The organism is Vibrio sp. MEBiC08052 (assembly GCF_001506075.1).
Lineage (GTDB): Bacteria > Pseudomonadota > Gammaproteobacteria > Enterobacterales > Vibrionaceae > Vibrio.
In genome coordinates, this window is sequence record NZ_KQ947475.1 from 3,178,930 (window position 1) to 3,190,962 (window position 12,033).

The window sequence follows — 12,033 nt, forward strand, 5'->3', positions numbered from 1 at the left end:
ACATCCGATGACTGAAACGATTCATACACTGGCTCAAGACGCATCGCTGAAGCGAGAGTCGCTCTGGTCCAAAGGCATTCAGAAATTCCGCAAAGATCGCATCGGGATGATCAGCTTATCGATTGTACTGGTTTACTTTATCATTGCGATTCTGGTCTGGTTCGGCCTGATTGCCCAGCAATGGGATGTGCTGCAAACATCCGGACAAAGCGGCCCAAGTGCTGAACACTGGTTCGGCACCACCATCAATGGGCAAGATATTTTTCAACGCGCGATTTACAGCACTAAAACGGCGTTTGAGGTCGGGTTGGTGGTCGCGGTATTAGCCACAACGATTGGCGCTCTGACCGGCTCTCTGATGGGCTACTATGCCGGCTCTATCCTCGATGAGTTCATTCTGTGGGTGATGAACTGTATCGACTGTATTCCTTATTTTTTACTGGTGGCTGCCATTGCCGTCGCGATGGCGGGCAATCCTTATGCGATGCATACTGCGATGACGCTGGCATTTTGGACCGGCACCGCCCGCGTAATTCGGGGGGAAGTAATCAAACTGAAAAATATGGAATTCACCGAAGCCGCCCACGCGCTCGGTGTGCCGACTTACCGCATCATCTTCCGCCATTTAATGCCCAATACCAGCCATATTCTCTTGGTTGAAATGACCTTACTGTTTATCACTGCGATCAAGAGTGAAGTGATTCTGAGCTTCCTCGGACTCGGCGTGAAAGAAAGTATCAGTTGGGGGCTGATGATTGCAGAAGCCAGTACCGAAGTGACTTCAGGGCACTTCTGCAACTTTTTTGCCGCCTCCGGTATGTTGTTCGTGCTGGTACTGGCATTCAATTTATTTTCAGATTCGCTACAAGATGCGTTAGATCCAAGGAAGGTGTCATGAACGCGATAGACAATCCAGTTCCGACGGAACCATTACTCAAAGTGGACGGTCTGACAGTCGATTTTCAGACCGATAAAGGTACTGCCCGCGCAATCAACGGGATTAGTTTCGAGGTGATGCCCGGTGAAAGCGTCGCCATTGTCGGTGAATCCGGCTGCGGAAAATCGGTCAGTTCATTAGCAATTATGGGGCTTATCCCAAGCCCGCCGGGTGAAATTGTCTCCGGCAGTATCCGTTTTCAGGGACAAGAGCTGGTTGGCATGGATGAAAAATCCTATCGGCGCTTGCGCGGCAATGATATCTCGATGATTTTTCAGGAGCCGATGACCGCCCTGAACCCCGTGCTGAGAATCGAAACCCAAATGGTAGATGTGATTCGCAACCACCAGCAGCTCTCTCGTAAACAGGCCGCAGTCCGGGCAACGGAAATGCTCCGTATGGTTGGCATCCCCTCTCCGGAAAAGCGCATTCGCGAGTATCCGCATCAGCTTTCCGGTGGGATGCGGCAACGTGTAATGATTGCCATGGCGCTCTCCTGCCGTCCTGCCTTGCTTTTGGCCGATGAACCCACCACCGCACTCGATGTGACTATCCAGGCGCAGGTGATGTATGAGATCAAACAGCTAAAACAATCATTGAATATGGCCGTCGTGTTAGTGACGCACGATTTAGGTGTTGTGGCTGAATCCTGTCAGCGTGTGGTGGTGATGTACTGTGGCGAAGTGGTAGAACAAGGCTCGGTTGATGACATTTTTAGTCACCCGAAACACCCATATACCCAAGGGTTACTTCAATCGATCCCGGTCGTTCGACAGCAAAAAATTGCTCGTCTGCCAACCATTGAAGGTATGGTGCCCGATTTATTTCATCTGCCGACAGGGTGCCGTTTTGCCGACCGCTGTCACCGTGTCACTCAAACATGTCGCCAAAACGCACCAATCCTGACCGGACCGCCAGAACATCAAGCGGCATGTTTTCACATATCAGAGGCATCCCGATGAGTGATATATTGTTAGAAGTCAAAGGATTAGAAAAACATTTCCACACCGGAAAGTCGTTATTTAAACGGACCCGGTCAGTTTGTAAAGCCGTCGATAATGTGAGTTTTAAGATCCATCAGGGAAAAACCCTCGGGTTGGTCGGAGAATCCGGATGTGGGAAATCAACCTTGGGTCGCTGTATCTTGCGCCTGATTGAACCCTCAGCCGGAGACATCTCCATCTCGGGACAAGATATTACCCGAATGAATGCCCGAGAACTCAAAGCAATGCGTAGAGAAATGCAGATGATTTTTCAGGATCCATTTGCCTCTCTGAGCCCTCGGATGACTATCCATGATATTCTTCGCGAACCGCTGGATATTCATAAGATTGGGACAGTTGCACAACGCGAAGCAAAAATTGCCGAGGTGATGCATACCGTCGGGCTCCGTCCTCAGGCACTCAATCGTTATCCGCATGAATTTTCCGGCGGACAACGCCAGCGAGTCGGTATTGCCCGGGCTCTCGTTTTAGAACCTAAACTGATTATTGCCGATGAGCCAGTTTCTGCGCTGGATGTTTCCGTACAAGCACAAGTCCTCAACTTGATTGCCGAGCTTCAAGAAAGTAGAGGGATCTCATTTCTGTTCATTGCCCATGATCTGGCTGTCGTGCAACACACCTGCGATGAAGTCGGGGTCATGTATTTGGGTAAAATTGTTGAAAGAGCACCTGCGGAAGTGCTCTATCGCCAGCCGAAGCATCCCTACACACAAGCGCTGTTGTCCGCGATCCCGGTACCGGATCCGACCCACAATACCGAACATGTCCCGCTCATCGGTGATATTCCCTCACCTCTGAATCCTCCCGGCGGCTGCACATTCCACCCTCGTTGCAAGTATGCAACAGAGCGATGCTCTCGCGAGGCTCCGACACTCACACAAACGCAAGATGAACACTGGATTGCGTGTCATCTTTATCCGGCAAGTTGATAACACGAAAGCCGGTAGCCACCCGACGCGATACCATGCCCATCAAGTTCTTGCCACTCAACCATACTCACATCTATCCGACTGTGAGTATGGTTCCTCGTCTCACACTCACAAATCACATGTCTATCCGATCCAGATACTCGGTCATATTCATAACAAAACAATACCGACACATTTAACACAAAAAATACACAACCAATCACATATAACAACATTTCCTAATCATTACAAATAGTTAAGCGGAATTTTCTTTCATTGATGGGAAATACGTCTATAGTATATTTCACAGGGTGATAAATATTGATTCGCCAAGAAATATTTATGATAGAAATATAAATAATACATCTGTAATTAAAAGAATAAATAAAAGAACAATTCCTCGCTATTGATATATTTGTGTTCTTATAAGTTGTCACAAAACTATTAATTAATCCCAATGCTATACACAGCCTAACTTCAAGAAAAATCTGAATTTTATTCACTCAATTACTCAATCGATTACATCTGATAATATGTAAATTTTTATAGACATAGATAAAATTTTTTTGCTTTTTTTTTGCCTTAAACACTAGACGAACTTAAAAATTATCAGCATTGTTATTATGCGTTTTATCGCACTAGCGATCGCAATAGGGTTAATTGCTGACATTTCAGAAATTAATTAATTAAGAACAAATCTCTAGGATTGAGAAATGCATAAAATACAACGTCACATACATTGGGTACTCGCTGCGGGTCTGACCGCCGCCTTGCCAGTCTCCGCCGCAGAAATGGTCACAATGAACGATAGTTCACAGCTTGATCAAGTTCTGAACACTCAAGCTCACAGTGTTGCACCTCTGGAAACTGGCTTCAAAGAAGTCAAACAAGTCACATTGCCAAATGGTAAAGTGAAAGTCCGTTATCAGCAGACTTACATGGGTATCCCGGTCTTTGATACTTCAGTCGCTGCAACCGTAACGAAAGGTGCCGTCTCAGGTACAACCGATGTTTATGGTGTAATCGCTCAAGGGATTGAGAACGATCTCTCCAACGCATCACCAGCAATTGAACTCAAAGAAGCGATTTCACTAGCAAAAGCTTATTATCAACAACAAACTGTCGTTGCCAGTGACGCTGAATTTGAAAATGAAAAAGCAGAACTGTTGGTACGACTTGACGAAAACAATCACGCACAGCTCGTTTACCAAGTTGACTTCTTCATCGCCGATGAACACCCGGCACGCCCATTCTTCTTTATCGATGCCATCACCGGTGATGTGATTAAAACTTGGGATGGTCTGAACCATGCTGAAGCACGCGGCACCGGCCCTGGCGGAAACACCAAAACAGGTAAGTATAACTACGGGTCAGATTTTCCGGGCTTCATCGTCAATAAGTCAGGCTCAACCTGTACCATGAATAACAGCAAAGTGAAGACGGTCAACCTCAATGGGAGCAAGTCAGGTAGCACTGCTTATAGCTACCGCTGTGCCACTTCATCGAACTACAACGATTACAAAGCGATTAACGGTGCCTATTCACCCCTGAACGATGCGCACTATTTCGGTAAAGTTGTGTTCGATATGTATCAAAGCTGGCTGAACACCGCCCCGCTATCCTTCCAGCTCACCATGCGCGTTCACTATGGTTCGAACTATGAAAATGCATTCTGGAACGGCTCAAGTATGACTTATGGTGACGGTGCCACAAAATTCTATCCGCTGGTTGACCTGAACGTCAGTGCCCACGAAGTCAGTCACGGCTTTACTGAGCAGAACTCCGGTCTGGTTTATGAAGGCATGTCTGGTGGTATTAACGAAGCATACTCCGATATTGCAGGCGAAGCGGCTGAATACTTTATGAAAGGCAGTGTTGACTGGAAAATCGGTGCTGACATTACCAAAGGTTCTGGTGCACTGCGTTATTTTGACAGACCATCTCGCGATGGCAAATCAATTGACAACGCTTCTGAGTACTACAATGGTCTGAACGTCCACTACTCTAGTGGTGTCTTCAACCGGGCTTTCTACCTGCTGTCAAACAAATCCGGCTGGAACGTCCGTAAAGGTTTCGAAGTCTTTGCTGTTGCAAACCAATTGTATTGGACACCGACTGCAACATTTAACCAAGCCGCTTGTGGTGTCTCTAAAGCAGCCAAAGATCTCGGCTACAGTACTTCGGATGTCACCAGTGCATTCGACACGGTTGGTGTCAGTGCCTCATGTAGCTCTGCCCCAACAACAGGAAGTGTTCTGAAGAAAGGTCAGTCAGTCTCACTTTCTGGTAACAGTGGCTCACAAAAATTCTATACCTTTGCTGGTGACGGCTCAAACATGACGGTCCAAATCTCCGGTGGTACTGGTGATGCTGACCTGTATGTGAGAGCAGGCAGCCGCCCACAAACAAATGCATACGACTGTCGTCCATACAAAACGGGCAACAACGAGTCATGCACAATCAACTCTCGTAGTGGCACAACCTACCATGTCATGCTGAATGCTTACAAAGCATACTCTGGTGTGACACTGAGTTTGAGATAATATCTGATTAGATATTGATTCGACATCACTGTGAATCATGAAAGCGCATGGAGAATTCATCCATGCGCTTTTTTATACCCGGACGCATCCGCTCATCCGTCATCTGCCGATATTTGTGACGAAGTTTTAAGTTTTGTTATAAGTTAAGTGTGAAACGACTGAGATCAGCGTTAAATTTTCGAATCCCCCCGGTTTAATAGACATTAACTAAATGAGATCCAAAGGCTCATTGAGAGGTGATTTATGGCGTTTTCTGAACCAGAAAGAAAAGTTCTTTTGTCCGTGAAAGGTGTTGGTCCGACGGTCTTAAAACGGTTCGAAGAAATTGGAATCGATACCCTCTCCGATTTGGCAACCTATCAGGTAGATGAGATCGCAGAGAGAGTTGCCGCAATGCTTCACACAACTTGTTGGAAAAACAGCCCACAGGCAAAGGCAGCGATTCACGCGGCTATCCAACGGGCAAAAGCAGGGTTGTGATTCAGGCTTCACAGCCATCACAAACTACTGTATATTTAAACAGTTCATTCGTAAATCACAAGGAGATGACATGGGCTGTCAACAGGGTTATATCGAAACAAATGGCACTTCTCTCTATTACGAATTTTCAGGGAACCCGAATGGTGAGCCATTAGTGATGTTACATGGAGGTCTTGGCTCCCAACACGATCTGTTACCCCTCCACCCATATCTTGCGCCGGATTATCACTTGATCAGCATTGATTTCCGGGGACATGGTAAATCTCTGCTCGGTGATCGCCCCCTCAGTTACATACAGTACCAACAAGATATTCAAAGCATTCTCAGCTATCTCGGTATTGAACGTTATTCAATTTTTGGTTTTAGTGACGGTGGAATTGTCGGTTATCGCATCGCAGCACAAGTGCCGGACAACGTCTCGTGTCTGATAACTCTGGGGGCTCATTGGCGGTTAGAAGCAGACGACCCATCGATTAGTCTCTTTAACGGCCTGACAGCAGATTTTTGGGCAGAACGGTTCGCTGACGATGTGGTGGCTTACCATGCATCAAATCCGGAGCCAGATTTCCCGAAACTCGTTGATGCCGTAAAAAACGTATGGCTTGATACCACAACATCCGGTTATCCGTTTGAACTGGTGAAACAAATTCGTTGCCCGACATTGATCATGCGTGGTGACAATGATTTCTTATTTTCACTTGATGAAGCCGTTTCATTAAAGTCGCAAATAGCAGAAGCAGCATTTGCCAATATTCCCATGACGGCTCATGCCGCCCATCAAGAATCCCCCGAGTTGGTTGGAAACATGTTACACCGCTTTTTATCGCAACATAAATCCGATCCTGCTCATCATCGGTGATAGTATGTGACCACGCTCTCCAAACGGGTCCGACGTACTCTTCAGCTTGAAAGGAATCAAAATATGAATCATCCAAACGTTGCAATCATTACCGGCGGTGGCCGGGGCATTGGTGCTGCAACTGCAAAACTTTTCGCTCACCATGGCTACGCCGTCTGTATCAACTATAAATCCAATACAAAGGCTGCCAATCATGTGGCACAAGAGATTACGGCTCAGGGAGGACAGTGTATCGCCGTACAAGCTGATGTTTCTCTCGAAGCGGATGTGCTGCGTTTGTTTGAAACGGTTGATCAACAATTAGGGGCCGTATCGGCACTCGTCAATAATGCCGGTATATTACAACCCCAGATGCGTTTGGAAGACATGAGCGCTGACAGAATCAATACCATCCTGACGAATAATGTCACTAGTTACTTTTTGTGCTGCCGGGAGGCGGTGAAACGCATGTCAACTCGTCGTGGCGGACAAGGTGGCGTGATCGTCAATGTGTCGTCAGGTGCCGCACGTTCAGGATCACCGCATGAGTATATTGATTATGCAGCCTCAAAAGGCGCCATTGACACCTTGACCAAAGGGTTGTCATTAGAGGTTGCAGCCGAAGGGATCCGGGTCAATTGTGTTCGTCCCGGTTTTATTTACACAGATATGCACGCTGACGGTGGTGAGCCTGAGCGCATTGAAAGACTAAAAAGTGTTATTCCGCTACAAAGAGGTGGTCTGCCTGAAGAAGTGGCCGAAGCCATTTATTGGTTAGCCTCTGAAAAATCATCATTTTCTACAGGCAACTATTTGGATTTAACCGGGGGTTTATAACGCATCCCCCATTTACCACTGACAGTATTCGCCATGTAATCTGCGCATTTTGTTCATCATATCAGGCTTATGCTACAAACGAGAATAAAGGAACATCGGATGAAATCTTCACATATTGGTGAGTTAGTTTTAAGTGAGCAGCAAATTCGGGCGGGAGTAAAGACTGTTGCTGAACAATTGAATCATCAATTCAAAGATGCGGTTGTCATAACCATTGTTCCCGGGGGTATTTTGTTTACCGCAGACCTAGTGCGCGAGCTAAATTTCGACATCAAAATGGATTATATTTCTTGCCCTCACTCTCCGGGGGATAGCCATAATAACTCACCGATCGTGTTCCATGAAAACATTCCGATTCAGGGCAAGGATGTCATTATGATTGACGATGCAATCGAATCCGGCGGTACAATGAAAAGATTAATCAGTTACGTGCTTGAGCACTATGACGTCAAATCCCTTTCAATTGCAACGTTATTTGTCAAACCAAGTCGGGTAGATATTCCTGTACCTCAATACTATGCGTACGAAATGGAAAATGATGATCTTCTCGTCGGATATGGCTTACCTTGGCAGGATAAACTGAGAAATGTTCCTTACGTCTCCAAATTGGTCAAGTAGCCGATTTCAACGTATAAAGGTATATAAATGATTATTTTAGCTGTTTTGGGTAAAAAGGATAAAGCAAAATGATGTGGAAGTGGGGGATACCGACACATCATTATGACAAAAGTCAGTTCAGTAGATGCTTATCGGATTATTGATGCTGTTTAAAGAATCGCTCAGCGCTGGCAAAGAGAGATTCACAGTGTTTTTTCTGCTTAGCGTAGTCAGCGGAATCCTCGGCCATGCCATTTAGGATCTCTTGGGCACTATGGTATTCTTTAACCATCACTTCAAACTTCGCTTCATAGCCACTTTTTTTATGCTTTTTAGGAGATTTATCGCGTTTTTTTCTCATTCTTGTTCCTTTCTAAACAAATTTCGTAAAGGTAGTGGGTAAACATTAAATTTAGAGTCACTTTATTTTTATCAAAATCATCAACACATAGATAAATTGAATACACAATTTATACATTCCAGTACTGATATTCATTATTATTTAAAACGCTAAACTCACAATATTACCGCTTATTTTTGTGGCTATCACACCCCAAATGCTTATATTTTCAGGGTTCATCACTCACCTAAACCGATAAAAATGAGACTATTTAATGGAAGATAAAGAATAAGTTGCTACAGGCGTCGTATAACGAAATGACTCGAAAGAAAACTAAGAAGATACTCGAACTATATGTTTCATTAATAGCTCACGTTTAGGAGCTGGGGGGCACTATACACTCATTACAGCAAATAGATAGTGATTTTGTATTTTTTCCAACCGCACTCAACGTTTCTCTTGGTGCTAGCGAATAGCATAAACCACAAACTACAGTTAAAAGTCAAACATATCAGTGCTTTGTTTTTATAAGGTGTGATTAACCCGATAACATTTAAGGACCATAAAAAATAAAACAAGAAAAAGATAGCCTTTATCAAATTTATCGGTATACTACTCATCAGCTCTTAAGAAAAGAGCTATTTATTTACTTTAAGATCAAATTTCTCTCGGTTCTACATCGATTTTTTCGTTTGCGTACCTACGATAAAATATATATCTCTAAAATAGATAATAGCGCTTATTAGCTAACAACACTTAAATTAAAATTATCAAATATAGAGGTATCTATGTCTAATAAAACAACTGGTTCAGTCAAATGGTTCAACGAAACGAAAGGCTTTGGTTTTATTTCTCCGGATAACGGTGGTGATGACGTATTCGTTCATTTCCAATCAATCGTTTCGACTGGTTTCAAAACACTGAACGAAGGCCAAAAAGTATCGTTCGTTGTTGAACAAGGTCAAAAAGGATTACAAGCAGCACAAGTTACTGTTATGTAATACTTTTATGTGGCATCAACATCTGTTGGTGCCATTCAAAATGATAAGATTCAGTTTATTGAATTTTATATCTCAATCTAGTTTCTTCCTCACTTCCCGACCCAATTGTTTCCTTCAGTAAAATTTCTTAAAATTTCTATCACTCGCCTCACAGATAAAGTATCCCGTAAGTAAAAAGTCATATAAACACTTCAGCTTCAGCGCATTTTCACAATGATTTGTCTTGTCTTGTCTTTCCATAAAGATATGCAACAATTATTATAAGCAATGAAGTATTTAAAGAACAAGGAGATAGGTGTGTTCATCAATGAAGCATCAAAACGATCTGGAGCAACTCCCTGAGCAAGAAGACTTAGATTGGGCATTAGTGATTGACTTTCTGGCCCAGCAACTAAAACTCGTTGAAGAAAAAATAAAAACGTTAGAAATACAAAAGCAGCGTTTAACAGCACAGTGCCATGATTGCGTATCAAGTCTTCATGGCGCGGTGGTTATTTTATACTCATACCGTCGAACAGACCCACATCATCTCCCCGACCATTCCCTGTCTAGGTTGCTCAGAACCCTCACTGTTTCTCCCTAAAAATCAATATGATTGTGACACCTTTCGTCTCGCAGCAATGCGGTAACCGAATCATACCAATACGAATCCAAGTGAATATCATTCGCCGTTATGTATAAATTCTGCGTGACACGTCACATTTTTAGTTATACCGTTATGCAACTTTTCATCTGGAATCGACTCATAGGTAACTGAACCCGTACCAATGAGTGCTGCAGAAATTTCTCAGTGACATCCTGACTAACAAGCCATAACAAAATGAAAATAATAAATACTATCAAACAATTAAAATTATCTTATCATGCCATCACAATCATCATCGCTATTTATTTTGCTGTCATCTTAAATTTACCGATATATAAATCACTGCACGAAATATTTAATCAATTAGATGCAGTCGATACTGGATTCATAATTTCCATCCCATTCTTTTTTACCTTTGCTTTAACCATTATTTTCAGTTTATTTTCATGGCCGAAGATAACGAAAATATTCTTTTCCATCCTGATATTAACATCGAGTCTTGTCAGTTATGCCACCTATAATTATGGCACAATATTCAGTGCTGAAATGATAGAGAACTTTCTTGAGACTAATGTCGGTGAGGCCTCATCTTATCTCAGTCTCCGCTCGGCTCTCTGGTTTCTCGGTCTGGGGCTCTTGCCAACCATTTTGTTAATTTTAATCCCCATTAGACATGAAAAATTAATGCCATTGATTGCGAAAAAACTGGGGGTCATTTTCATTTCCGGGGCAGGGATTATGCTGATTGCTTCTGTATATTATCAAGATTATGCATCGGTCGGCCGCAATAATGGTTATATCAAGCGGATGATTATTCCGACGTACTATATCAATAGTATTGCTGAATATATTCATCAAACCTATTTTGATACACCGTTACCTTATGTTCATATTGGATTGGATGCCAAACAAACGGCAGCTCCCGGCCAAAAACCGTCCTTGGTTGTTTTCATTCTGGGTGAAACCGCCAGAACATACAATTACCATGCAAACGGCTACCCAAGACCCACTACCCCATTCACCGATACGCTGCAGGTTACCTCCTATCAACATGTCGCTTCTTGTGGCACCGCAACCGCAGTCTCTGTTCCCTGCATGTTTTCTCGCCTCGACAGGCAAAATTATAACGAGCAACGTGCCTATCATCAGGACAACCTGCTCGACGTGTTAAAAAGGGCGGGCATCGATATCTTCTGGAAAGAGAATGATGGTGCCAGCAAAGGGATTCCAAAGCATGTCAAATATCAGGAACTGAAACGCAATTCTCACAATCCGTTATGTAGTCTCGCCGGGTGTAAAGATATGGCCTTGCTCAATAATTTCGAGCAGGATGTGAATGCGCTTCAGGGGAATCGTTTAGTGGTTCTTCACTTAATGGGCAGCCATGGGCCGGCCTATTTTCAGCGTTATCCGCAACAATTTGCTTACTTTCAGCCGGATTGTCAGCGGGACGATATAGAAAACTGTACCCATGAGCAGCTGGTCAATAGTTACGATAACACCATTCGCTATACCGATTACGTAGTTGCTCAAACGATCACCCGGTTAAAACAACTCTCCGAGCGATATAATACTGCGCTGATCTATCTCTCTGACCATGGGGAATCACTAGGGGAAAATGGTATCTACCTACATGGCTTACCCTACTCGATCGCACCGCAGGAACAGAAACATGTCCCGTTGATGGTGTGGTTATCCGATGGATACCGGGCCGCGCAGCATATTGACCAATCGTGCCTGAAACAGCAGGCTCAGACCGCTCAGGTGTCACAAGATAATCTGTTTGATTCACTGCTTGGCGCACTCAATGTGTCAACACAACTCTATCGGCCGACACAAGATATCTTTTCCGCGTGCCGGAAATAATACCGACCGTTCAACACGCGCCGAACCAGCGCAGAGTGGGCACCGCCCCACTCTGCTCAATCTCTGTTACTCGGCCTGATCGCCGTGCTCATTTTG

Annotated in this window: 12 protein-coding genes; 11 read left to right on the forward strand and 1 reads right to left on the reverse strand. The window is 44.2% G+C overall.

Annotation, left to right across the window (positions count from 1 at the left end; all coding sequences use genetic code 11):
- Positions 1–7: 7 nt before the first annotated feature.
- From VRK_RS13820 to VRK_RS13855, 8 genes are all read left to right on the forward strand, one after another.
- On the forward strand, positions 8–898 hold the full coding sequence (locus VRK_RS13820) for an ABC transporter permease (RefSeq protein WP_059121908.1): 891 nt from the start codon (positions 8–10) through the stop codon (positions 896–898).
- The gene (locus tag VRK_RS13825) at positions 895–1,899 is read left to right on the forward strand and encodes an ABC transporter ATP-binding protein (protein ID WP_059121909.1); all 1,005 of its coding nucleotides are present in this window, start codon (positions 895–897) and stop codon (positions 1,897–1,899) included. Before VRK_RS13820 ends, VRK_RS13825 begins: the two co-directional genes overlap by 4 nt.
- Complete coding sequence (locus tag VRK_RS13830; protein WP_059121910.1) at positions 1,896–2,870, forward strand: ABC transporter ATP-binding protein; 975 nt, start codon at positions 1,896–1,898, stop codon at positions 2,868–2,870. Before VRK_RS13825 ends, VRK_RS13830 begins: the two co-directional genes overlap by 4 nt.
- Positions 2,871–3,562: 692 nt before the next feature.
- Positions 3,563–5,392 (forward strand): M4 family metallopeptidase, encoded by a 1,830-nt coding sequence (locus VRK_RS13835; protein ID WP_059121911.1) that lies wholly within the window; start codon positions 3,563–3,565, stop codon positions 5,390–5,392.
- A 243-nt stretch (positions 5,393–5,635) separates the two neighbouring features.
- Complete coding sequence (locus VRK_RS13840; protein ID WP_059121912.1) at positions 5,636–5,872, forward strand: helix-hairpin-helix domain-containing protein; 237 nt, start codon at positions 5,636–5,638, stop codon at positions 5,870–5,872.
- Between the two features lie 70 nt (positions 5,873–5,942).
- Positions 5,943–6,731: an alpha/beta fold hydrolase gene (locus tag VRK_RS13845; protein WP_059121913.1), complete on the forward strand. Its 789-nt coding sequence runs from the start codon at positions 5,943–5,945 to the stop codon at positions 6,729–6,731.
- A 63-nt stretch (positions 6,732–6,794) separates the two neighbouring features.
- Positions 6,795–7,547: an SDR family oxidoreductase gene (locus tag VRK_RS13850; RefSeq protein WP_059121914.1), complete on the forward strand. Its 753-nt coding sequence runs from the start codon at positions 6,795–6,797 to the stop codon at positions 7,545–7,547.
- Between the two features lie 99 nt (positions 7,548–7,646).
- The gene (locus VRK_RS13855) at positions 7,647–8,165 is read left to right on the forward strand and encodes a phosphoribosyltransferase (RefSeq protein ID WP_059121915.1); all 519 of its coding nucleotides are present in this window, start codon (positions 7,647–7,649) and stop codon (positions 8,163–8,165) included.
- Positions 8,166–8,301: 136 nt separating this feature from the next.
- On the opposite strand, the gene VRK_RS13860 is transcribed toward VRK_RS13855, so the two are convergent.
- Positions 8,302–8,505: a hypothetical protein gene (locus VRK_RS13860; RefSeq protein WP_059121916.1), complete on the reverse strand. Its 204-nt coding sequence runs from the start codon at positions 8,503–8,505 to the stop codon at positions 8,302–8,304.
- 767 nt (positions 8,506–9,272) lie between these two features.
- On the opposite strand from VRK_RS13860, the gene VRK_RS13865 reads away from it, so the two are divergent.
- From VRK_RS13865 to VRK_RS13875, 3 genes are all read left to right on the forward strand, one after another.
- The gene (locus VRK_RS13865) at positions 9,273–9,485 is read left to right on the forward strand and encodes a cold-shock protein (RefSeq protein WP_038177868.1); all 213 of its coding nucleotides are present in this window, start codon (positions 9,273–9,275) and stop codon (positions 9,483–9,485) included.
- Positions 9,486–9,792: 307 nt separating this feature from the next.
- Positions 9,793–10,068 carry a hypothetical protein gene (locus tag VRK_RS13870; RefSeq protein WP_059121917.1) on the forward strand — a complete coding sequence of 92 codons (276 nt, stop codon included), beginning with the start codon at positions 9,793–9,795 and terminating at the stop codon, positions 10,066–10,068.
- 237 nt (positions 10,069–10,305) lie between these two features.
- The gene (locus VRK_RS13875; RefSeq protein WP_059121918.1) at positions 10,306–11,937 is read left to right on the forward strand and encodes a phosphoethanolamine transferase; all 1,632 of its coding nucleotides are present in this window, start codon (positions 10,306–10,308) and stop codon (positions 11,935–11,937) included.
- The last annotated feature ends 96 nt before the right edge of the window (positions 11,938–12,033 follow it).

Coding starts and splice junctions, on each gene's coding strand:
- VRK_RS13835 (WP_059121911.1), top strand. CDS start 3,563: ATGCATAAAATACAACGTCACATACATTGGGTACTCGCTGCGGGTCTG.
- VRK_RS13840 (WP_059121912.1), top strand. CDS start 5,636: ATGGCGTTTTCTGAACCAGAAAGAAAAGTTCTTTTGTCCGTGAAAGGT.
- VRK_RS13845 (WP_059121913.1), top strand. CDS start 5,943: ATGGGCTGTCAACAGGGTTATATCGAAACAAATGGCACTTCTCTCTAT.
- VRK_RS13860 (WP_059121916.1), bottom strand. CDS start 8,505: ATGAGAAAAAAACGCGATAAATCTCCTAAAAAGCATAAAAAAAGTGGC.
- VRK_RS13865 (WP_038177868.1), top strand. CDS start 9,273: ATGTCTAATAAAACAACTGGTTCAGTCAAATGGTTCAACGAAACGAAA.
- VRK_RS13820 (WP_059121908.1), top strand. CDS start 8: ATGACTGAAACGATTCATACACTGGCTCAAGACGCATCGCTGAAGCGA.
- VRK_RS13855 (WP_059121915.1), top strand. CDS start 7,647: ATGAAATCTTCACATATTGGTGAGTTAGTTTTAAGTGAGCAGCAAATT.
- VRK_RS13830 (WP_059121910.1), top strand. CDS start 1,896: ATGAGTGATATATTGTTAGAAGTCAAAGGATTAGAAAAACATTTCCAC.
- VRK_RS13870 (WP_059121917.1), top strand. CDS start 9,793: ATGAAGCATCAAAACGATCTGGAGCAACTCCCTGAGCAAGAAGACTTA.
- VRK_RS13850 (WP_059121914.1), top strand. CDS start 6,795: ATGAATCATCCAAACGTTGCAATCATTACCGGCGGTGGCCGGGGCATT.
- VRK_RS13825 (WP_059121909.1), top strand. CDS start 895: ATGAACGCGATAGACAATCCAGTTCCGACGGAACCATTACTCAAAGTG.
- VRK_RS13875 (WP_059121918.1), top strand. CDS start 10,306: ATGAAAATAATAAATACTATCAAACAATTAAAATTATCTTATCATGCC.